The organism is Streptomyces sp. HUAS MS02, from assembly GCF_055702265.1.
Window position 1 is genome coordinate 9,264,292 of the sequence record NZ_CM146747.1, and the last position, 20,067, is coordinate 9,284,358.

General features: G+C 72.1%; 18 protein-coding genes, 3 pseudogenes and 1 riboswitch. Of the genes and pseudogenes, 12 read left to right on the top strand and 9 right to left on the bottom strand.

Annotation, left to right across the window (positions count from 1 at the left end; translation table 11 throughout):
* Nucleotides 1-19: 19 nt before the first annotated feature.
* On the bottom strand, nucleotides 20-709 hold the full coding sequence (locus tag ACZ9QC_RS39995; RefSeq protein WP_472917592.1) for a response regulator: 690 nt from the start codon (nucleotides 707-709) through the stop codon (nucleotides 20-22).
* A gap of 253 nt (nucleotides 710-962) precedes the next feature.
* Between ACZ9QC_RS39995 and ACZ9QC_RS40000 the strand changes: the two genes are divergently transcribed.
* Nucleotides 963-1,346, top strand: coding sequence for a response regulator transcription factor (locus ACZ9QC_RS40000; RefSeq protein ID WP_472917593.1), 384 nt, complete (start codon nucleotides 963-965; stop codon nucleotides 1,344-1,346).
* A gap of 122 nt (nucleotides 1,347-1,468) precedes the next feature.
* Here the strand turns inward: ACZ9QC_RS40000 and ACZ9QC_RS40005 are convergent, their stop codons facing one another.
* Both ACZ9QC_RS40005 and ACZ9QC_RS40010 read right to left on the bottom strand, forming a co-directional pair.
* A complete protein-coding gene (locus tag ACZ9QC_RS40005; protein ID WP_472921945.1) occupies nucleotides 1,469-2,590 on the bottom strand; it encodes a sensor histidine kinase in 1,122 nt (373 codons plus the stop codon).
* Between the two features lie 35 nt (nucleotides 2,591-2,625).
* Complete coding sequence (locus ACZ9QC_RS40010; protein WP_472917594.1) at nucleotides 2,626-3,318, bottom strand: response regulator; 693 nt, start codon at nucleotides 3,316-3,318, stop codon at nucleotides 2,626-2,628.
* A gap of 191 nt (nucleotides 3,319-3,509) precedes the next feature.
* Between ACZ9QC_RS40010 and ACZ9QC_RS40015 the strand changes: the two genes are divergently transcribed.
* The 8 genes and pseudogenes from ACZ9QC_RS40015 to ACZ9QC_RS40050 form a co-directional block, all read left to right on the top strand.
* Nucleotides 3,510-4,808, top strand: coding sequence for a DUF418 domain-containing protein (locus tag ACZ9QC_RS40015; RefSeq protein ID WP_472917595.1), 1,299 nt, complete (start codon nucleotides 3,510-3,512; stop codon nucleotides 4,806-4,808).
* Nucleotides 4,809-5,042: 234 nt separating this feature from the next.
* Nucleotides 5,043-6,359 carry a phytase gene (locus tag ACZ9QC_RS40020; RefSeq protein ID WP_472917596.1) on the top strand — a complete coding sequence of 439 codons (1,317 nt, stop codon included), beginning with the start codon at nucleotides 5,043-5,045 and terminating at the stop codon, nucleotides 6,357-6,359.
* A 697-nt stretch (nucleotides 6,360-7,056) separates the two neighbouring features.
* Nucleotides 7,057-7,908 carry a fumarylacetoacetate hydrolase family protein gene (locus ACZ9QC_RS40025; RefSeq protein WP_472917597.1) on the top strand — a complete coding sequence of 284 codons (852 nt, stop codon included), beginning with the start codon at nucleotides 7,057-7,059 and terminating at the stop codon, nucleotides 7,906-7,908.
* A 23-nt stretch (nucleotides 7,909-7,931) separates the two neighbouring features.
* Nucleotides 7,932-9,269, top strand: coding sequence for an L-fuconate dehydratase (locus tag ACZ9QC_RS40030; protein ID WP_472917598.1), 1,338 nt, complete (start codon nucleotides 7,932-7,934; stop codon nucleotides 9,267-9,269).
* Nucleotides 9,266-10,033 (top strand): SDR family NAD(P)-dependent oxidoreductase, encoded by a 768-nt coding sequence (locus tag ACZ9QC_RS40035; protein WP_472917599.1) that lies wholly within the window; start codon nucleotides 9,266-9,268, stop codon nucleotides 10,031-10,033. Before ACZ9QC_RS40030 ends, ACZ9QC_RS40035 begins: the two co-directional genes overlap by 4 nt.
* The gene (locus ACZ9QC_RS40040) at nucleotides 10,030-11,028 is read left to right on the top strand and encodes an aldo/keto reductase (RefSeq protein WP_472917600.1); all 999 of its coding nucleotides are present in this window, start codon (nucleotides 10,030-10,032) and stop codon (nucleotides 11,026-11,028) included. The genes ACZ9QC_RS40035 and ACZ9QC_RS40040 overlap by 4 nt, the downstream gene beginning before the upstream one ends.
* Nucleotides 11,025-11,168 (top strand): annotated as a pseudogene (locus ACZ9QC_RS40045) (L-rhamnose mutarotase); the annotation flags it as partial. The gene ACZ9QC_RS40040 and the pseudogene ACZ9QC_RS40045, both read left to right, overlap by 4 nt.
* Before the next feature lie 4 nt (nucleotides 11,169-11,172).
* Nucleotides 11,173-11,376: pseudogene (locus ACZ9QC_RS40050) on the top strand (amidohydrolase family protein); the annotation flags it as partial.
* On the opposite strand, the gene ACZ9QC_RS40055 reads toward ACZ9QC_RS40050, so the two are convergent.
* The 4 genes from ACZ9QC_RS40055 to ACZ9QC_RS40070 are packed head-to-tail and all read right to left on the bottom strand — an operon-like array spanning nucleotide 11,358 to nucleotide 14,249.
* Nucleotides 11,358-12,239, bottom strand: coding sequence for an energy-coupling factor ABC transporter ATP-binding protein (locus tag ACZ9QC_RS40055; protein ID WP_472917601.1), 882 nt, complete (start codon nucleotides 12,237-12,239; stop codon nucleotides 11,358-11,360). The pseudogene ACZ9QC_RS40050 and the gene ACZ9QC_RS40055 overlap by 19 nt on opposite strands.
* Nucleotides 12,236-12,985, bottom strand: a complete 750-nt coding sequence (gene cbiQ, locus ACZ9QC_RS40060; RefSeq protein ID WP_472917602.1) for a cobalt ECF transporter T component CbiQ — start codon at nucleotides 12,983-12,985, stop codon at nucleotides 12,236-12,238. The genes ACZ9QC_RS40055 and cbiQ overlap by 4 nt, the downstream gene beginning before the upstream one ends.
* Before the next feature lie 5 nt (nucleotides 12,986-12,990).
* Nucleotides 12,991-13,533 (bottom strand): energy-coupling factor ABC transporter substrate-binding protein, encoded by a 543-nt coding sequence (locus ACZ9QC_RS40065; RefSeq protein WP_472917603.1) that lies wholly within the window; start codon nucleotides 13,531-13,533, stop codon nucleotides 12,991-12,993.
* Nucleotides 13,530-14,249, bottom strand: coding sequence for an energy-coupling factor ABC transporter permease (locus ACZ9QC_RS40070; RefSeq protein WP_472917604.1), 720 nt, complete (start codon nucleotides 14,247-14,249; stop codon nucleotides 13,530-13,532). Before ACZ9QC_RS40070 ends, ACZ9QC_RS40065 begins: the two co-directional genes overlap by 4 nt.
* Nucleotides 14,250-14,279: 30 nt before the next feature.
* Nucleotides 14,280-14,462, bottom strand: a riboswitch (cobalamin riboswitch).
* 305 nt (nucleotides 14,463-14,767) lie between these two features.
* Between ACZ9QC_RS40070 and ACZ9QC_RS40075 the strand changes: the two are divergent.
* Nucleotides 14,768-14,980, top strand: a pseudogene (locus ACZ9QC_RS40075) (HoxN/HupN/NixA family nickel/cobalt transporter); the annotation flags it as partial.
* Nucleotides 14,981-15,055: 75 nt separating this feature from the next.
* Here ACZ9QC_RS40075 and ACZ9QC_RS40080 read toward each other — a convergent pair.
* Nucleotides 15,056-16,384, bottom strand: coding sequence for an MFS transporter (locus ACZ9QC_RS40080; RefSeq protein ID WP_472917605.1), 1,329 nt, complete (start codon nucleotides 16,382-16,384; stop codon nucleotides 15,056-15,058).
* 143 nt (nucleotides 16,385-16,527) lie between these two features.
* Here ACZ9QC_RS40080 and ACZ9QC_RS40085 point away from each other — a divergent pair, with 143 nt between their 5' ends.
* Together ACZ9QC_RS40085 and ACZ9QC_RS40090 are read left to right on the top strand one after the other, a co-directional pair.
* Nucleotides 16,528-16,887, top strand: coding sequence for an ArsR/SmtB family transcription factor (locus ACZ9QC_RS40085; RefSeq protein ID WP_033526294.1), 360 nt, complete (start codon nucleotides 16,528-16,530; stop codon nucleotides 16,885-16,887).
* Between the two features lie 78 nt (nucleotides 16,888-16,965).
* On the top strand, nucleotides 16,966-17,901 hold the full coding sequence (locus ACZ9QC_RS40090; protein ID WP_472917606.1) for an endonuclease/exonuclease/phosphatase family protein: 936 nt from the start codon (nucleotides 16,966-16,968) through the stop codon (nucleotides 17,899-17,901).
* Here ACZ9QC_RS40090 and ACZ9QC_RS40095 read toward each other — a convergent pair.
* A complete protein-coding gene (locus ACZ9QC_RS40095) occupies nucleotides 17,888-19,993 on the bottom strand; it encodes a glycoside hydrolase family 43 protein (protein ID WP_472921946.1) in 2,106 nt (701 codons plus the stop codon). The two genes, ACZ9QC_RS40090 and ACZ9QC_RS40095, sit on opposite strands and share 14 nt — an antisense overlap.
* Nucleotides 19,994-20,067: the final 74 nt, after the last annotated feature.

Genomic DNA, 20,067 nt, shown 5'->3' on the forward strand with positions numbered 1-20,067 from the left:
GGTGTTCGCGGAATCCCCGTCAGTGCCCGGTCCGTACCATCCCGTTGGCCCAGGCCCAGGCGGCCACCTCGACGCGGTTGCGTACGCCGAGCTTGTGATGGATGTGGCCCAGATGTGTCTTCACGGTTGACAGCGACAGACACAGCTCGTCGCTGATCTCCTGATTGGTCCGGCCCACCGCGACCAGACGGGCCACCTCCAACTCCCTTGCGCTGAGCGAGGATTCGGGCACCCCGGGGCCCTCCGCCGGGGCCGCCGACCGCTCCTCCAGATGCTTCAGCAGCCGGACCGTCACCGCGGGCGAGACCAGCGCGTCACCGCGGGCCGCCGCCCGCACCGCCTCGATCAGCAGCGCGGGCGCCGCGTCCTTGAGGAGGAAGCCGCACGCTCCGTTGCGCAGGGCGATGCTGAGGTAGTCGTCCTGGTCGAAGCTGGTGACCACCACCACCTGGGTCGGGTGTGTGGCCCCCGGTCCGGCCAGCAGCCGGGTCACCTCCAGCCCGTCGAGCTTCGGCATCCGGATGTCCACCAGACACACATCCGGCCGCAAGGCGCGCGCCGCCTCCACGCACGCGAGTCCGTCGGCTGCCTCTCCGATCACCTCGATGCCCTCCTGGGCGTCGAGGATGAGACGGAAACCGGCCCGGATCAGATCTTGGTCGTCGGCGATCATCACACGTGTGGGGGTGCTGCTCACGCGGCCGAGCATGCCATGGATCATCCGCCCGGTCCGGCGGTCCCGGGAAGCGGGCGGGCGAACTCCCTTGCTGAATAGGGCGGTTGGCGCATACCCCGCGAAAGTTCCGCCCCGGAGCGAGGGGCCGAGGCCGATCGGCCGATGACTACCGCCGGGTATCGGTCGAATGGTCGATGCCCATTGCCCGGGTGTCACGGAAGAGTCGCAGCGCAGCCAATGAACGACAGCGGGTTCTCGACCCCTACTTTGAACAAGGCAGGCACCCATGACAGTGGACAGCTCCGGCCGACTCAGCGCCCGGGAAATGGAGATCCTCCTTCTGGCAGCCCACGGCATGTCGGATGCGGACATGTCCCGTCAGCTGTCGATTTCACCCCGCACGGTGGCTTCCCATATGCGCAGCATCCGTGAGAAGTTGTGCGCCAAGAACCGTACGCATCTGGTGGTCACCGCGTTGCGCGCGGGAATCCTGACGCTGCGCACGGAACACACGGAACACACGGACCGGACGGCCTGGACGGACGGCATGGGGGAAACGTTCCGCTTGACGGGCCGGAGTGGAGTTCGTGCCCGGCCTGTCGGCATCGCCTGGCAAGTGGCCGAGCGTCGCATCGCCGAGTATCGGACGAACCGAGTGCCCCGGCCCTAGGGCCCTTCTGGGGCGCGTATGAGTCAGTCGCCGAACCAAGGCGGCGGCTTCGACCGCTGCCGTGACGGTGATCGTGCTGCTCGTGTGGACAGCAGAAGACAATCAGGGCGGACCGTGCAGGCTCAGGGCGCGCCGTCGACCGGCAGTTCCAGACGCAGCTCGTAGCCACCGTCGCCCAGATGCCTGGAGGTGACCGTGCCGCCGAGGAGTTCGGCCCGCTGGCGCAGACCGATCAGGCCGTGGTGGGCGCCCGGCAGCGAGAGGGCCGGGCGGCTGGGCGCGGTGTTCGTGACGGTCACCCGCAGCGTGGCGTCCTCCTGGCGCATCCGGATGGTGGCGGTGGCACCGGGGGCGTGCTTGCGGATGTTGGTGAGGGCTTCCTGCACGGTGCGGTAGACGGCACGCTGGACGGGCGGCGGCAGATCGCCCGGCAGGTCCGTCCGCAGGTCGGTGTCGATGCCGCTGCCGGTGACCAGCCGGTCGAGGTCGGCGAGCGAGGGCTGCGGGGTCAGTTCGGTGGGGCGGCTGCCGGAGGCCCGCAGTATGCCGACCATGTGCCGCAGCTCGTCCAGGGTCTGCACGCTCAGCCGCCGTATCGTGGCGGCCGCCTCCTTCGCCTCCGTGTCCCGGCTGCCCACCTGGAGGGCTCCGGCGCGCACGGCGATCAGACTGACCTGGTGGGAGACGGCGTCGTGCATCTCCCGGGCGAGCTGGGCGCGTTCCTTCGCCAGGACGCCCTGCGCGATCAGCAGCCGCTCGTGCTCGCGTGCCTCGGAGACCTCGACCAGACGCAGCGACAGCTCCCGGCGGGCCTGGACGAGCTGGCCGAGGAAGAGCGGCGCGGTCGCCTGCGCGACGCTGTAGGAGAGCGGGATCAGGGCCTGGCGGTCGTCGATGTCGGTGAACTCCGGTGACGGCCACGACCACCAGGTCAGGTCGCAGACCGCGAACCCCAGCGCGCACACGGCGAGCAGGACCCGGTGGTGGGTGCGCGAGGCGAGGGTGTACAGCGCCACCAGCGTGGCGAACACCGCGTCCGTGAACAGGGCCGTCGGCAGGGCGAGCAGGAAGGTCGGCAGTGGCAGCCGGCGGCGCACGACGAGCGCGGAGGCCGCGAGCAGGGCGGCGGCCAGCTCCGGGGGATGATGGGGGCCCACGTCGTGGATCCACACGTCCGCCAGGGAGACCGTGACGAGCACGGCGTCCGTGATCCACGGACGCGGGGCGCCGACGGGGGCCCTCATCCGACGCCACAGACGCGGGGCGCCGGAGAGGGCCCTCATCCGGCCTCCCGCCCGTGTCCGCCGCCACCGACGGACCGCGACCGCGACCGCCTGAGCAGACCGGCGCGTTCGGCCAGCAGCGCCGCCTGCACCCGGCTGCCCACCTCCAACTTGGTGAGCAGCGCGCTCACATGGTCCTTGACCGTGCCCGTGCTCAGATGCATCCGGTCAGCGATGTCGGTGTTGGACAGCCCCTCCGTGATGAGGACCAGGACGTCCCGCTCACGTTCGGTCAGCCGGTCCACGAGCCGGACGGCGGCCTCCCGGGGCCCGTTGTCCAGATAGCCGTCGACGACGGTCCGGGTCACCCGGGACGACAGCACGACCCCTCCGGCCGCCAACGTTCGTACGAGATACGGCAGTTGCTCCGGGTCGGTGTCCTTGAGGAGGAAGCCGGCCGCTCCCGAACCGAGGGCGGCCGCCACGTACTCGTCCATGTCGAAGGTGGTGAGCATGGCCACCACGGGAGGGCGGGGGAGTCTCCTGAGTTCGGCGAGGACGGTCAGCCCGTCCACGTCCGGCATACGGATGTCCAGCAGGACGACCTCGGGGCGCAGCTCCCGTACGGCGTGCACGGCCCGGCCGCCCGGAACCGCCGCGACCACGTCGATGTCGTCCGCGGAGTTGAGGATGTGCTCGAAGCCCGTACGGATCAGGGCTTCGTCGTCGACCACCAGTACCCGGATCACCTGTGCCCCGCTCGTCGTCGGACCACCACTGGACTTCTGCTGGAACCGCTACGACGCCCGAAGTCGCCGCCGGGTTCCCATTCCTCCCCATTTCCGGTCGCCTGGCGGGGAGGACTCCGGCTGGTCGGCGGGGATCTTCCAGCCACCCGCCGGATGGGAACGCGCCCCCCGCGCCCCCGACGCTGAAGGCCATGACACCAGACACGTCACCGGGCCTGTCGTCCCCACCCGCCGCGGCCCCAGCTCCCGCCCCCGCCGCAGCCCCGGCTCCCGCCCCGGCCCGCGCTCTCTCTCCCGTCCCGGCCCCCACGACCGTAGAAGGCTCCCAAGGGCCGTCCACCGGACGGCTGGTCGGCATCGATCTGGCCCGGGGCCTCGCGGTCTTCGGCATGTACGCCGCGCACGTCGGCCCGGACCCGGCGAACGGCGGGCCGCTGGGCTTCGTGATGGAACTGGCGCGGGGCCGCTCCTCCGCGCTGTTCGCGCTGCTCGCCGGCTTCACCCTCGTTCTGATCACCGGCCGCCCGCACCCCCGCACCGGGCGCGCCGGACGGCAGGCCGTCGCCCGGATGGTCATCCGTTCCCTCGTCCTGATCGTCCTCGGGTTCGCCCTGACCGCCCTCGACACCGAAGTCGACGTGATCCTCGCCTTCTACGGGCTGACCTTCCTCGCCGTCCTGCCGTTCCACCGCCTGCGCGTCCGGACGCTCGCGTTCCTCGCCGCCACGGGCGCCCTCGTCATGCCCCAAGTCCTGTACGGGGTAAGGCTGTCGATCGAGAACGGCCACTGGGCGGACGCGATCGTCGCCGCAGACCCGTTGGCCCGGGTCAGCGACACGGACGGCTTCATGGAGCTGCTGTTCACGGGCGAGTACCCGGTGCTCACCTGGATGTCGTTCATGCTGGCCGGCATGGCGGTGGGCCGGCTCGACCTCACCCGGAGCCCCGTCCGCGCCCGACTCGCGTCGGTCGCAGGCGCGTTGACCGTCCTCGGCTACGGAGGCTCCTGGCTGGCCCTGCGCCTCGTCCCGCACGCTCGGACAACCGTCGCCGCCGCCACGGACGGCGACGGGGCCGCCTCGGCCTGGTGGTCCGACACCGTCGGCTACCTCGTCGACGACACCCCGGCGGCCTGGCTCCTGGTGGGCGCGCCGCACAGCCAGACGACCTTCTCCGTCCTCGGCAACACCGGTGTCGCGCTGCTCGTCGTGGTGCTGTGCGTGACGGCCGTTGACCGGCTGCCGCGCTGCGCGCGCCTCACCCGGCCCGTGTGCGCCGTCGGCATGACGGCCCTGACGGCGTACGTCCTGCACATCCTCGCCATCCGGGAGTTCGGCATGGAGGAGGAGACCGGCCCGGCCCTCGTCGACCTCTTCCTCTACAGTCTGGTCGCCCTGCTGCTGGCCACCGCCTGGACCCGGTGGTTCCGCCGTGGACCGCTGGAACACCTGCTGCACGTCAGCACACTCCCGGCGCGCCACGTGAAGTGACCGGGATCGGGCGACGTGCGGGCGAACTTCGGCCAAACCACGTCCGTTTCACCACGTCGGCATGGACACCTCATGTCCGTCTGCGCGCAAGCTTCTCTCCGCACCATCGACTTGGTCCGATCATCGACCCGGCCCCGCCCATCGACGGCAGTCGGAACTCTCGACGGCAGTCAGAACCCTCGACGGCAGTCAGGACCATCGACAGCAGTCACGACGGTAAGGATGCGAACGCCTGTGAGAACGCCCCGCACTGCTCGAAGAGTCGCCCTTCTCGCCTCGGTCACCGCGCTGACCACCTTCCTCGCGGCGACCCCCGCCGGAGCAGGGACGGTCGCGCTCCCGACGGTGACCGCGACGAGCGAGTCCGCCGCGCTGTACGACGACGAGGCCGGTGGCAACTCCGACGCCGACGACCCGGCGATCTGGCGCGACCCCGCCGACCCGGACCGCAGCCTCGTCGTCGCCACCGCGAAGGAGGGCGGCCTGCGCGTCTACGACCTGGACGCCCACCTCGTGCAGTCCCTCGCCGCGCCCGAGCCGCCGACGCAGGACGACGCCCCGGGCCGCTACAACAACGTGGACCTCGTCACCGGCCTGCGCACCTCCGCGGGCCGGGCCGACGTGGCCGTGGTCAGCGACCGGGGCAACGACCGACTGCGGATCTACCGCATCGACCCCACCCGCCCGGACGGCCCGCTCACCGACGTCACCGACCCGGCCGCCGCCCCCGTCTTCTCCGCCGACCAGGCCGAGATCAACGACCAGCGCACCGCGTACGGCCTCGCCACCTGGACGGACAGGACCACCGGCCGGTCCTACGCCCTGGTCAGCCAACGCGAACGCACCCGCCTCGCCCTGCTCGAACTCCTCCCGGCGGCGAACGGCAGGGTCGGCTACCGCAAGATCCGCACCCTCGACCTGCCCGCCTCCTTCCGGCTGCCCGACGGCACCCGATGGAGCCCCTGCGCCGAACCCGGTGAACTCCCGCAGGTCGAGGGCATGGTCGTCGACCCCGCCACCGGCACCCTCTACGCCGGCCAGGAGGACATCGGCATCTGGCGCCTGCGCGCCGATCTCACCGGCAAGCCCGTCCTGATCGACAGGACCCGGGAGTACGGCGTCCCCGGCACGTTCGACGAGGAGACCGAGGAGTGCGTGCTCGGGGCCGACCCCGGCTACGGCGGGAAGCGGCTGTCGTCCGACGTCGAAGGACTGACGCTCTATCAGGAGCGGCACGGAGACGGCTACTTGCTCGCCTCCAGTCAGGGCGACGACACCTTCGCCCTGTACGACCGTGAGGTGAGCGAGGGCAACGAGTACGAGGGCGGCTTCCGCGTCGGGGCCGCGTCGGACACCCTCGACGGCGTGCAGGAGTGCGACGGCGCGGCCGTCCTCAACGCCCCGCTGGGCAGCCGCTACCCGCGCGGCCTGCTCGTCGTCCAGGACGGCCAGGAGACGCCCGAGGTCCCGGACGGTGAGGGCGGCACGCGCACCGCGACCGGCTTCAAGTTCGTCGACCTCGGTGAGCTGGCGGACGCCGCGGACCTGTAGCGCGGTCGGTCCTCTGCCGCCCCGAGGTGATCCTCCCCGGCGAGCCCGTCGACCTTGTCCACGCCTCGTCCGTGAGTGCACGAGGTGCCGCCCTGTACCGGGACCACTCCTGCTTCTCGCCCGAGGCGAAGCGCACACTGCCGAGGATCGGCACCGCACACACGATCCCGGTCCACCCGGATGCCGGCGGTGCGGGCCGCCTCGGCGTTGCCGCCGATCGCGTATGGCCACACCGATGAGGTGGGGGTCATCGGCCGGGTTCTCCTCAGCCCGGACAGGGAGGCCGCCCTCCGGGCCGTGCACGGCCCGGAGGGCGGGGAGGCGCAGCGGGGGCAACCGGTGGACGAGCGGCGGAGTTCAAAGGGACCACTACCTCGCTGGGGGCGGTGGAGTGATTCCTCCGAGTCCTCCGATGTATCTAGGACGTCGAGGACGCTACGACGGCATCACCGGGGCTGACGAGAGGGAGGTTGTCCAGCAGGAATTCGACCCTCTGTCCGGGCGGCACGGTCCGCACCTTCGGGGAACCCCCTGCGGGCAGCCAAGTCGTACATGTCGGATCTGTGAGCTGCGGAAAGCTCGGCGGCGGCCACATACATCCGAGGAATGCGTTGTCAGGGCGTCGAACTGCACCTAAAGTCGCGGTGCGCCATTCCTCCGATGAATGAACGAACCGCATGGCAAGGGAGCTGCCCCAATGAAACTGCTACGCGTCGGCGCTCCGGGAGAGGAGCGGCCCGCCGTCCGTACCGACGACGGCTCGCTGCTCGATCTGTCGTCCGTGGCCCGCGACATCGACGGCGCCTTCCTCGCGTCCGGGGGAGTCGACCGCGCCCGCGCGGCGATCGAGGCCGGCGCCCTTCCCGAGCTCGACCCCGACGGCCCGCGCATCGGCGCCCCGCTCGCCCGCCCCGGCAAGGTGATCTGCGTCGGACTCAACTACCGCGACCACGCCGCCGAGACCGGCGCCGCCATCCCGCCCCGCCCCGTGGTCTTCATGAAGGATCCGAGCACGGTTGTGGGCCCGTACGACGAGGTGCTGATCCCGCGCGGCTCGGTCAAGACCGACTGGGAGGTCGAACTGGGGGTCGTCATCGGGCGGCGGGCCCGCTACCTGGAGGGTCCCGAGGAGGCTGCCGAGGTGATCGCCGGGTACGTGGTCAGCCATGACGTCTCCGAGCGCGAGTTCCAGCTGGAGTACTCCTCGCAGTGGGACCTCGGCAAGTCCTGCGAGACCTTCAACCCGATGGGGCCCTGGCTGGTCACCGCCGACGAGGTCGGCGACCCGCAGGACCTCGGACTGCGGCTGACCGTCAACGGCGTCGAGCGCCAGCACGGGCACACCCGCGACATGATCTTCCCGGTCCACGAGATCGTCGCCTACCTCAGCCGGTACATGGTCCTGGAGCCCGGCGACGTGATCAACACCGGTACGCCCGCCGGCGTCGCCCTCGGCCTGCCCGGCACCCCCTATCTCCGCCCGGGTGACACCGTCGAGTTGGAGATCGACGGGCTCGGGAGCCAGCGCCAGACCTTCGGCCAAGCGTGAAGGGCACCCCCTTGAGCAGCCCCGTGACTGCAACCCACGCCAGGATCACCGCGGTCGACACCTACGACGTCCGGTTCCCCACCTCACGGGAGCTGGACGGGTCGGACGCCATGAACCCGGACCCCGACTACTCCGCCGCCTACGTCGTGCTGCGCACGGACGCCGGCGACGGTCTCGAAGGCCACGGCTTCACCTTCACCATCGGCCGCGGCAACGATGTCCAGGTCGCCGCCATCGGCGCCCTGCGGCCCCACCTGGTCGGCCGCTCGGTCGAGGAGCTGTGCGCGGACCCCGGCTCCGTCAACCGCGACCTGATCGGCGACAGCCAGCTGCGCTGGCTCGGCCCCGAGAAGGGCGTGATTCACATGGCCATCGGCGCCGTCGTCAACGCCGTCTGGGACCTGGCGGCCAAGCGCGCCGGCCTGCCCCTGTGGCGGCTGCTCGCCCAGGCCGACCCCGAGTGGCTGGTCTCCCAGGTCGACTTCCGCTACATCGCCGACGCCCTCACCCCCGAGGAAGCGCTCCGGCTGCTGCGCGAGGGCCGCGCCGGGCTCGCGGAGCGCGAGGCCGTGCTGCTGGAGCGCGGCTACCCTGGCTACACCACCTCACCCGGCTGGCTCGGCTACCCCGACGAGAAGCTCACCCGGCTGGCCAAGCAGGCCGTCGCCGACGGCTTCACCCAGATCAAGCTCAAGGTCGGCGCCGACCTCGATGACGACATCCGCCGTCTGCGCACCGCACGCGCCGCCGTCGGCGACGGCATCCGCATCGCCGTCGACGCCAACCAGCGCTGGAACATCGGCGAGGCGATCGAGTGGACCCGTGCCCTCGCCGACTTCGACCCCTACTGGATCGAGGAGCCCACCAGCCCCGACGACATCCTCGGCCACGCCGCCGTGCGCCGCGGCGTCGCCCCGGTGAAGGTCGCCACCGGCGAACACGTCCAGAACCGCATCGTCTTCAAACAGCTCCTCCAGGCCGAGGCCATCGACGTCCTCCAGATCGACGCGGCCCGCGTTGGGGGCGTCAACGAGAACCTGGCGATCCTGCTGCTCGCCGCCAAGTTCGGCGTCCCGGTCTGCCCGCACGCAGGCGGCGTGGGCCTGTGCGAACTCGTTCAGCACCTGTCCATGTTCGACTACCTCGCTCTCTGCGGCACCACCGAGAACCGCGTCATCGAGTACGTCGACCACCTCCACGAGCACTTCACCGCCCCCGTGGTGATGCGCGAGGGCCACTACGCCGCCCCCTTGACCCCGGGTTTCTCCGCGACCATGCGGGCCGGGTCGCTCGCCGAATACCGTTACCCGGACGGCACGTTCTGGGCCGCCGACCTCGCTGGACAGGAGGAAGTCGCATGACCGGGCAGACAGGTGAGCTGACGGGGCTCCGCGCGATCGTCACCGGAGGAGCGTCCGGGATAGGGCTCGCCACCGCCAGACTGCTGACCGCACGGGGCGCCCGGGTCGCGGTGCTCGACCTCGACCCCTCCGGGGCCTCGGCCCCGCTGATCGCCCTCAAGGCCGACGTCAGCGACGACGCCTCCGTACGGGCCGCCGTCACGGAGGCCGCCGAGCGGCTCGGCGGGCTCGACATCCTCGTCAACAACGCTGGCATCGGCGCGCAGGGCACCGTCGAGGACAACCCCGACCCCGAGTGGCAGCGCGTCCTCGACGTCAACGTCCTCGGCATGGTCCGCACCAGCCGCGCGGCCCTGCCCCACCTGCGCGCCTCCTCCTACGCGAGCATCGTCAACCTGGGCTCCATCGCCACCACCGCCGGCCTGCCCCAGCGCGCCCTGTACTCCGCCAGCAAGGGCGCCGTCCTCTCCCTGACCCTGGCCATGGCCGCCGACCACGTCCGCGAGGGCATCCGCGTCAACTGCGTCAACCCCGGCACCGCCGACACCCCCTGGGTCGGCCGCCTCCTCGACGCCGCCGACGACCCCGAAGCGGAGCGCGCCGCGCTCAGCGCCCGCCAGCCCCTGGGCCGTCTGGTCACCGCCGACGAGGTCGCCGCCGCCATCGTCTACCTGGCGAGCCCCGCCGCGGCGTCCGTCACCGGCACGGCCCTCGCCGTCGACGGCGGAGTGCAGGGCCTCAGACTCCGGCCGGCGGGCTCATGAGGAGCACGACCCTCGGCCGCACCGAAGTCCGCGTCACCGAGCTGGCCTACGGCGCCGCGGGCATCGGCAACCTCTTCCGCCCGGTGTCCGACCAGGAGGCCGCCGCCGCGATCGACGCGGCCTGGGACGCCGGCATCCGCACCTTCGACACCGCCCCCCACTACGGGCTCGGCCTGTCCGAACGCCGCCTCGGCGCCGCGCTCCGCGGCCGCCCCCGGGAGTCGTACACGATCTCCACCAAGGTCGGTCGGCTGCTGGTGGAGAACGAGTCCGCCGAGGGCGACGACCTGGGAAACGGCTTCGCGGTCCCCGCGACCCACCGCCGCGTCTGGGACTTCACCGCCGACGGCGTCCTGCGCTCCCTGGAGGCCAGCCTGCGACGGCTCGGTCTGGACCGGGTGGACGTGGTCCTCCTCCACGACCCCGACGACCACGTCGAACAGGCCCTGCGGGAGGCCTACCCGGCGCTGGAGCGGCTGCGCGACGAGGGAGTCGTCGGCGCCATCGGCGTCGGCATGAACCAGTGCGCCGTGCCCACCCGCTTCCTGCGCGAGACCGACATCGACGTGGTGCTGCTGGCCGGCCGCTACACCCTCCTCGAACAGGAGGGCCTGGCGGAACTGCTGCCCGAGGCCACCGCCCGGGGACGCAGCGTGCTCATCGGCGGCGTTTTCAACTCCGGCCTGCTGATCGACCCGAAGCCGCAGGCCACGTACGACTACGCCCCCGTGCGGAAGCCCGTGCTCGATCGCGCCCTGCGGCTGGGGGCGGTCACCGAGCGCCACGGCGTACCGCTGCGCGGCGCGGCCCTGGCGTTCCCCTCCGCTCACCCGGCGGTCGCGGCCGTGCTCACGGGCGCGCGCTCCGCCGAGGAGGTGCGCGACACGGTCGACCTGCACGGCCGCCCCGTCCCGGCCGCCCTCTGGGACGAGTTGCGCGCCGAGGGGCTGCTGAGCCCGAGCACCCCCGTCCCGCAGCCGAAGGAGCCGTCGTGAGGGTCGCCCTGCACACCAAGGTCCGCGCCGACCGCGTCGAGGAGTACGAGGCGGCCCACCGCGAGGTCCCCGGGGAACTGACCACCGCCATCCGCGCCGCCGGGGTGAGCGAGTGGACGATCTGGCGCAGCGGCACGGACCGACCTCGTCCCGTACGCCGACACCGTGCTGGACGCCTTCGGGCCCGAGCGGCTGATGTACGGCTCCGACTGGCCGGTCTGCCGACTCGCCTCCGACTACGCCGAAGTCCTGGACGTCGCCGACGCGTTGATGTCCGGACTCGGTGAGGCCGAACGCCGGGAGGTCTTCGCGGGCACCGCCGTGCGCGTCTACGGCCTGCGGATCTGAGGCTGAGGCAGCCGCGAGCCCGGTCCGGCGTCCGCCTCCGCGAGGGCCGCCAACTCGTCCGGTGTGCGCGGGCCCGCCTCCTCCCGCTCCAACAGCCCCTGCCCACGCAGCAGCCGGGCGACCGCGACACCCCAGGGGAGCCGCAGCCCCGCCTGGTGCAGGAGATCCGTGCGGGCGAGCATCTCCGCCACCGGGCCCGTGCGCGCGCCGGTCGGGGTGAGCAGCGCCGCGTCGTCGGCCCAGCGCAGCGCGAGGTCGACGTCATGGGTGGCCATCACGACGGTGGTGCCGGAGCGGCGCAGCTCGTCCAGGGTGGCGAGGAGCCGCTCCTGTCCGTCCGGGTCGAGTCCGGCGGTCGGCTCGTCGAGGATCAGGACCCGGGGCCGCATCGCGACCGCCCCGGCGATGGCGGTCCGCTTGCGCTGGCCGTAGGAGAGCAGATGGGTCGGCCGGTCGGCGAGGGCGGCGATACCGAGCGCGCCGAGCGCCTCGTCCACCCGGTCCCGCACCTGCGCGTCGGGCAGTCCGAGGTTCAGCGGTCCGAACGACACGTCCTGCGCGACGGACGCCGCGAAGAGCTGGTCGTCCGGGTCCTGGACGACCAGCTGGACCGTCGTCCTGAGCCGGGTGAGCCCCTTGCGGTCGTACGACACCGGCCGCCCCTCGACGGCCAACTCGCCCGCGCGGGGCCGCAGTCCGCCGCTGAGCAGCCGCATCAGCGTCGTCTTGCCGCTGCCGTTGCGGCCCAGCAGGGCGAGCGCTCGCCCCGCGCGCACCTCGAAGTCGAGTTCGCTGAGCACGGGCGGTCCGTCCTCGTACGCGAACGACGCGCCCCGCAGGGCGACGAGTACGGGCTCGCTCATGTCAGCGGCCTTTCCAGGACGAGGGTGAGGGCGGCGACGGCCGCCAGGAGCGCGACACTGGCCGTGGTGAACCGCACGGAGACCCGGGCCTCGGGCACCAGGACGCGCAGAGTGCCGTCGTACCCCCGTCCGGCGAGCCCGGTCTGCAGCCGTGCCGCCCGGTCGAAGGCCCGTACGAACGCGGTGGCGCCGAGCCCGGCGAGGGAACGCCAGGTGGCGGCCCGGGTGGTGTGCCCCAGCCGCGCCGCCTGCGCCTCCCGGATCCGGCGCATCGAGTCCAGGAGCAGAAAGCTCATCCGGTAGGTGACCAGGGCCACGTCCACGACCGGCGCGGGCACCCCGGCCCGGACCAGCCGGGGCAGCAGGTCCGACATCGGGGTGGTGAAGGCGAACAGGAGGACGCCGAGGGAGGCGGCCGAGGTGCGCAGCAACAGTTCCCCGGCGCGGACCGCTCCGCCGTCGGCCGGCGTGACGAACCCCTGCGGCCCGCCCACCTGCACGAGCAGCGGCAGCGCGCCGGTCACGCAGAAGCCCAACGGAACGCGGTAGGCCCGCCACAGCCGGCGGCCGGGCACGCCCGCGGGGCCCAGCAGCACCACGAGCGAGGTCAGCAGGACCAGGGCCGCGCCAGGCCAGGGCGGCAGGGAGATCGCGAGCACGGTGAGGCCGAGCCCGAGCACGGCCTTGTCCACGGGATGACGGCGGCGCCAGCGACTGCTGTGCGCCGCCGCGTCGATCGGCAGCACCCGGGTCAGCCCCGCCCGGCCGGGGCAGCCCCGGAGCGACCGGACGAGCCTTCGTCGCCGGTCGGGTCGGGGGTGTCGGACGCCCCCGACGCGCCCTTCGGGGCCGCGGCCGCCGGAACGCTCGCCGCAGGGCTGGACGCGCTCACCGTCGGGCCGGACGCGCTCGTGGTCGAGGCCGCCACGGTCGCGTCCACCGGCTTCTCCGGGGCCTTGTCGGTCTCCCCGGCCGCGTCCAGCAGCGCCCGCGCCCGGGCCTCGCCCTGGCGCCGGCCTTGGCGGACGCCGAAGTAGTAGGCGAGGACGCCCGCGCCGAGGGCCGCCTGGAGGGAGAAGAGCGCCGACTCGATCTCACCCGACGGCGGCTCGTACAGCGGGGAGAACCACGGCTCGTAGTCCGGCTCGATCTCGGTGATCGCTGTCTCCGCCTCGCCGTCGGCGCCCGAGAACGGCTCCTCCTTGTGGTCACCGAGGCCGAGGGCCAGCGGCAGGACGGCGAGCGCGGCCACGACGAGCAGCAGCAGTACGTTGATCTTCGTGTTCCGGTTCATCGGGCCACCGCCTCGGTCTCGTTCTCCCTCTCGGCCCCGGTGCGGCCCTGCCTGCCGGTCAGGAGCACGCCGAGCCGGGTGAGTTCGCCCTTGCTCGACTGCACCAGCAGACGCATCACCAGCACGGTGAGCAGACCCTCGCTGACCGCGAGCGGGATCTGGGTGACGGCGAAGATGGAGCCGAACTTGCCGAGCGCGCCCAGGAAACCGCTGCTCGGGTCGGGGAAGGCGAGCGCCAACTGCACGCTGGTGGCGCAGTAGGTGACCAGGTCGGCGACGAACGCGCCGAAGAACACCGTCACCATCAGCGGCACGTCGAAGCGTCGCAACAGCCGGTAGACGCCGTACCCCGCCCAGGGGCCGGCGATCGCCATGGAGAAGACGTTGGCGCCGAGCGTGGTCAGACCCCCGTGGGCGAGCAACAGGGCCTGGAAGAGCAGGGTGATGGTGCCGAGGACCGCCATGATCGGCGGCCGGAACAGGATGGCGCCGAGGCCGGTGCCGGTGGGGTGGGAGCAACTCCCGGTGACCGACGGCAGCTTCAGCGCGGACAGGACGAAGGTGAAGGCACCCGAGGCACCGAGCAGCAGTGTGCTCTCGGGGTGCTCCCTGACCTCACGGGTGAGTGCCCGTACTCCGTGGACGACGAACGGCGCGGACGCGACACCCCAGGCGATCGCGTGCGCCGGAGGAAGGAAACCCTCGGCTATGTGCATGGCTCAGCAGACCCTCTCCAGCACCTCGTGGATGGTTGACGCGCCTTGGCCGGTCTCCTGGCTTACGGGTGACACCGCCCGTGCTCCGCCTTCCCGGGTCCGAAGACCCAGTGGCTGTCCGTGAGGACCGGAGCCGGACTTCCCGATCACAGTGGCGAGGGCCGCACCGGCATCACACCGGATTTCCCGTTCACCAAGGCGTGGTGACAGTAGTGCCCAGATAAGGACGCTGACAAGCGGAGGCCAGGGGCGCGCGGGCGCCGTGCGACAGCTCACACCCGGGCGCACGCTCCGGCGCACGCCTCGCGCGTCGACAGGAGCCCACGGCTGACCGAAAGCAGACGCGAGCTTTACTGCGAGATAGTTGCAGCTGCCAACATGGCGCACAAGGCTGAGAGGACGCGACCGCACGCACCCATGGAAGAAGAGGCGCACGCCCCATGGCTCCTGGCACCGACACCGCCCCCTCGGCCACCGCCGGGCCGGGCGGACTCTCCTGGCGGCGGATCCGCTCCTCCCTGACGCGCGGGGAGTGGGCGAGCCTGGCCGGGATGGCCGGGTTCATCCTCGCTCTGCACCTCATCGGCTGGTTCACGCTCGTGGTGATCGTCGCCCCCGAGCACCACAGCGTCGGCAGCAAGACCTTCGGCGTCGGCATGGGCGTCACCGCCTACACCCTGGGCATGCGGCACGCCTTCGACGCCGACCACATCGCCGCCATCGACAACACAGCCCTGCTGGTCTGGCGGTTCGCGCGGATCGAGCAGAAGTGGACGACCGGCTGACCGCCGCACCTCGGCCACTCCCTAGTGCGCGTGCAGCCCGTCCCCGAGATGGCCGTGACTGTGCCGCCATCCGGCCCGGACGCGTCGGGCGCCCACCAGATGGGGGTGACCGGAGGGGAGCCCGGCGTGCACGTGGGACGTCGACGACGCAGGCCACAGCCGTACGGCCGTCAGCGCCGCGCCCAGCGCGAGCGAACCCAGGGCGAGCACGGCCCAGTTCAGCCCTGCCGTCGCCCCCAGCCATCCGGCCAGCGGATACGTCAGCAGCCAGCAGCCGTGCGAGAGGGAGAACTGGGCCGCGAACGCGGCCGTACGCTCCCCGGGCGCCACCGAGCGGCGGACCAGACGCCCGGCCGGAGTGAGCACCGCCGAGCACGCGGCACCGAACGCGGCCCAGAGCACCAGCAGCGCGGGCAGCCGCCAACTCCCGCCCTGCGCGCCGGTGACGGCCCCGAGCCCGGCGAAGACGCCGGCCAGCGACAGCGCGCCCGGCAGCATCACGGCACGGTCGGGGACCTTCTCCAGCACCCGGGGCAGCACCAGCGCCACGGCCATTGACCCCGCCCCGTACGCCCCGAGCGCCAGCGGCAGGGCGCTCGCGGACAGGCCGAGCACATCACGGACGTAGACGACGGAGTTCACCGTCACCATCGCCCCGGCCGCCGCGACCGCGAGGTTCAGGACGAGCAGGGCCCGCAGCTCGGGTACGCCGAGGAAGAGACGCGTCCCGGCGGTGGCCCTGGCGTACGCGCCGCCCGCCCACGGGGCGGTGCCGGCGGCCCGCTCGGGCAGGGCGGTGGAGACGACCAGCGCGGCCGAGGCGAGGAACCCGAGGACCGTGCCGGTGAACAGCCCGTCGTAGGTCGTCACGGACAACAGCGCGGCCGCGAGCGCGGGGGAGAAGAGGCTCTCCAGGTCATAGGCGAGCCGGGACATCGACAGGGCCCGGGTGTAGTCGCGTTCCTCGGGCAGCACATCGGGGATGACGGCCTGGAAGGTGGGCGTGAACACGGCCGACGCGGACTGCAGGAGGAACACCAGGACGTAGACCTGCCAGACCTCGCCGACGAACGGCAGGGACACGGCGATCCCCGCCCGCACCAGGTCCGCCGCCACCATCAGGGCCCGGCGGGGCAGCCGGTCGGCGACCGCGCCCACGACGGGGGCGATCACCACGTACGCCACCATCTTGATCGCGAGCGCCGTACCGAGGACGGAACCGGCGTCGGCGCCCGCGAGGTCGTACGCCAGCAGCCCGAGCGCGACGGTCGCGAGCCCGGTCCCCACCAGGGCCACGACCTGGGCGGCGAAGAGCCGCCGATAGGCACGATGACGCAGTACGGCAAGCATGAACAGATGATAGCCGTCATGTGCGCACCTATGCACATGAGAGCGTCCCGCAGTGGCGCGGGGAACCGCGCGACCAGCCCCCACGAACCCGCGGCCAAGAGCCGACCCCCCCGCACCCCCGGCGGAGCGCCTACGCTGGGCGCATGCCTGAACGCCATGCCGTGTCACCTGCGTCCGGTGCGCATCTGCGCGCCCCCGACAGCGCACGGCTCACCGAGGCGACCGGAGTGTTCGCGATGCTCTCCGACGTCACCCGGCTGCATCTGCTGTGGCTGCTCGCTCAGGGCGAGTCGGACGTCGGCTCACTGGCCGACCGCTGCGAGGCGTCCCGCACGGCCGTCAGCCAGCATCTGGCGAAGCTGCGGCTGGCCGGGCTCGTGGACACCCGCCGCGAAGGCCGGCACATCTACTACAGCCTCGCCGACGGGCACCTCAAGCGCCTGGTCGTGGAGGCGCTCAGCCACGCCGACCACCGGGTCAGCGGCCAGGCCCCGCACGACTGAGGACGGCCGATGACCGCCGGACATCCACCGTCCCCTCCGCCGTCCTCTCCACCGTCCCTTGTGCCGTCTCCTGACCGCGTGCGGCCGGACCGCCCCGGTGCCGGACGGGTGAGCGCCGCGGCGGCCGGGCTGACAGCCGGGCTCGTGCTGTTCCCCGGCCTGGTCCCCAACTCCGTGGGCCGGCTGGGCAGTCTGCTGGAGGCGTTCCTGCCCTGGCTCGGCCTGGTGGTCGTGGTCCTGCTCGGCGTGGGGCTGCTGCACCGCTCGGCCGTCACGCTGCTGGCGCTCCTGCTTCCGGCGGCGGCCTGGACGTACACCTTCGGCGGTCTGCTGCTGCCCGGCGCGTCCCCCGGGGCGCGGGATCTCGTCGTGGTGCAGCACAACGTGAGCGACGAGAACACCGACCCGGCGGGTACGGCCCGCGCCCTGGCCGAGGCCGGGCCCGACCTCGTCGCGCTGGAGGAACTGGTGCCCTCGGCACTGCCGGTCTACGAGAGGACGCTCGCCCGGGAGTACCCGCACCACGCGGTCCGCGGCACCGTCGGACTCTGGTCACGGCATCCGCTGACCGGGACCCGCTCGCTGGACATCAAGCCCGAGGGGATCGAGGAGGACTGGCGCCGCGGGCTCAGGACCTCGGTCCGTACCCCGCACGGCGACATCGCGGTGTACGTCGCCCACCTGCCGTCCGTCCGCCTCGGCTCGGGCGGACTCGCGTCACACCGGCGTGACGAGAGCGCCGGCCTGCTGGGCCGGGCCGTCGCCGCCGAGACGCGCGACCCGGTGGTCCTCCTCGGCGACCTCAACGGCACGGTCGACGACCGCGGCCTGGCACCGCTCACCACACGAATGAACGTGGCGGAGCGCGGCTTCGCCTTCAGCTACCCCGCCGGTCTCCCGCTCGCCCGGATCGACCAGGTCATGGCCCGCTCGGCGACCGTCGCCGACATCCGCGCCCTGCCCGCCACCGGCAGTGACCACCTGCCCGTCGCCGCCCGGATCACCCTGGACTGACCACCGGCCCGATGGACTCCAGCGTCGGCACGACCTCCTCGATCGAGCCGTCGGTCGCGAACACCAGCCGGTCCAGGGTGGATTCGCGGTGGACGCCGTCACCGCGCGGGGTGCCGGGGCCCGGGATCGCGAACCGGTGGTAGCAGATGAACCAGTCGTCCGTGCCGGGGACGTTCACGACCGTGTGATGGCCGGTCGCGAGGATCCCGTGCTCCGGGCGCTTCCGCAGGATCACGCCCTTCTCGGTCCACGGGCCGAGCGGGGTGGGGCCGGTGGCGTAGGCGACGCGGTAGTCCTCGCTGCGGGTGTCGTCCTCCGACCACATGTAGTAGTAGACACCCCTTCGCTTGAGGACGAAGGCGCCCTCGCGGAAGTCCTTGGGCGTGAACCGCCTTACCCGCGCCGGGTCGAAGGAGACCATGTCCTCGTCGAGCGGGACCCCGTACGCCTCGCTGTTGCCCCAGTAGAGATACGCGGTGCCGTCGTCGTCCGTGAAGACGGCCGGGTCGATCATCTGCCCCGCGTAGTCGTCGCGCCCGATGAGCGGCCGGTCCAGGGCGTCCCGGAAGGGCCCGGTGGGGCTGTCGGCGACGGCCACACCGATCTGCTGGTCGGCGCAGAAGTAGAAGTAGTAGGACCCGTTCCGTTCCCCGGCGGCCGGGGCCCAGGCGTGGCGCTCCGCCCAGCTCACGTCGGACTCCAGGTCGAGGACGACGCCGTGGTTCTCCCAGGTGACCAGGTCGTCGGAGGAGAACACCTCGAACCGGGTGCCGCCCCAGCCCTCGAAGCCGTCCGTCGTCGGATAGAGGTAGTAACGGCCGTGGAACTCCTGGATGTTGGGGTCGGCGTACAGCCCCGGCAGCAGGGGGCTGCGCATCGGCACCGCCTCGACCGTCCAGGTGCGAGCAGTGCCGTCGGCCGCTGTGACGGTGTAGCTCTGCGGGGTGCGGAAATCGCGCTCGGTGCCCGACGGCGGGTCGATCCGGGAGTCCGCCGACAGGTCGAACTCCGGCGCCAGACGGGCGAGTTCGGTGCCCGGGTGCAGAGGCAGGACGACCTTCGACGCGGTGTCGTCCACGAGCGCGTACGCCTTCAGGCCGTCCGGCACGGTGGCGTCGACCACGGACGCCGGCGGCGCGTACCCGGCGAGGAGCCGCTCGTACTCGGCCCGTGTCACGGGCAGCACCGAGCCGTGCCGCGCACCCGGCGGCAGCGCGAACTCCTCGCAGGGCGTCCACTTCCCGGAGTCCAGGTCGGTGGTCTCGAAGGGTACGTAGCCGCGTCCGCTGAACTCGTCGACGAACAGGTACCACGTGCGGTCGTCCGTGTTCGACCTGAAGACGATCGGCCCCTCGCCCTGCTCCACGGCCCCGTGACCGATCCGGTCGGCCACGAAGGCGTACGCGGTGTCGCGCAGCCGAGGCGACTTCTCCGCCGTGATGAACTTGCCGCCGGGCGCGGCGGGGGAGTGGTCTCGCTCGTCCTTGGTGAAGCGGTAGTGGATGCCGTCGTGCCGGACGACGGTCGAGTCGATGACCGAGTGGCCGGGGTCGTTCCACAGATGGGGCTCGCTGAACTCGCGGAAGTCACGGGTGGTCGCGTACAGCATCCTGTTGTGGGTGTCGGCGCTGTGGTCCGGGTCGTCCTCCGCGTACAGCTTCGACGCCCAGAAGACGACGAACGCGCCGAGCTCCGGGTCGTGGACGGCCTCGGGCGCCCAGACGTTGCCGGCCGTGTCGGGGGCGACGCGCACCAGCCGGCGGTCGGTCCAGCGCACCAGATCGGTGCTCTCCCAGACCATGAGCGAGGTGCTTCCGGTGCGCTGCACCCGGTCCCAGTCGCCGTGCGGCTCCCCGTGCATCCTGAGGTCGGTGGCGATCAGATAGAACCGGTCGCCCTCCGGGGCGCGCACGAGGAACGGGTCGCGCAGCCCGCCCGTCCCGAGGTCCGAGGTCAGCACCGGCGCCCCGCCGTTCAGCTCACGCCAGCGCAGCGGGTCGTCGCCCCGGCTGAGCGCGAACCTGATCCGCTCGCCGTCCGGGCTGCCCTCGCCGGTGAAGTAGACGAAGACGTATCCGGCGTACTCCTGCAAACCGACCTCCAGCACTGCGACCTTTTGGCATGTCCTGTGGGAAAGCCCGTCGAAGAGTGTTGCTATCTGCGCCG

Bases quoted from the DNA above. Each gene is read 5' to 3' on its own strand.
- ACZ9QC_RS39995 (WP_472917592.1), bottom strand. From the start codon at position 709: ATGCTCGGCCGCGTGAGCAGCACCCCCACACGTGTGATGATCGCCGAC.
- ACZ9QC_RS40065 (WP_472917603.1), bottom strand. From the start codon at position 13,533: ATGAACCGGAACACGAAGATCAACGTACTGCTGCTGCTCGTCGTGGCC.
- ACZ9QC_RS40055 (WP_472917601.1), bottom strand. From the start codon at position 12,239: ATGAGCGAGCCCGTACTCGTCGCCCTGCGGGGCGCGTCGTTCGCGTAC.
- ACZ9QC_RS40025 (WP_472917597.1), top strand. From the start codon at position 7,057: ATGAAACTGCTACGCGTCGGCGCTCCGGGAGAGGAGCGGCCCGCCGTC.
- ACZ9QC_RS40080 (WP_472917605.1), bottom strand. From the start codon at position 16,384: ATGCTTGCCGTACTGCGTCATCGTGCCTATCGGCGGCTCTTCGCCGCC.
- ACZ9QC_RS40085 (WP_033526294.1), top strand. From the start codon at position 16,528: ATGCCTGAACGCCATGCCGTGTCACCTGCGTCCGGTGCGCATCTGCGC.
- ACZ9QC_RS40015 (WP_472917595.1), top strand. From the start codon at position 3,510: ATGACACCAGACACGTCACCGGGCCTGTCGTCCCCACCCGCCGCGGCC.
- ACZ9QC_RS40005 (WP_472921945.1), bottom strand. From the start codon at position 2,590: ATGAGGGCCCCCGTCGGCGCCCCGCGTCCGTGGATCACGGACGCCGTG.
- ACZ9QC_RS40035 (WP_472917599.1), top strand. From the start codon at position 9,266: ATGACCGGGCAGACAGGTGAGCTGACGGGGCTCCGCGCGATCGTCACC.
- ACZ9QC_RS40040 (WP_472917600.1), top strand. From the start codon at position 10,030: ATGAGGAGCACGACCCTCGGCCGCACCGAAGTCCGCGTCACCGAGCTG.
- ACZ9QC_RS40000 (WP_472917593.1), top strand. From the start codon at position 963: ATGACAGTGGACAGCTCCGGCCGACTCAGCGCCCGGGAAATGGAGATC.
- ACZ9QC_RS40070 (WP_472917604.1), bottom strand. From the start codon at position 14,249: ATGCACATAGCCGAGGGTTTCCTTCCTCCGGCGCACGCGATCGCCTGG.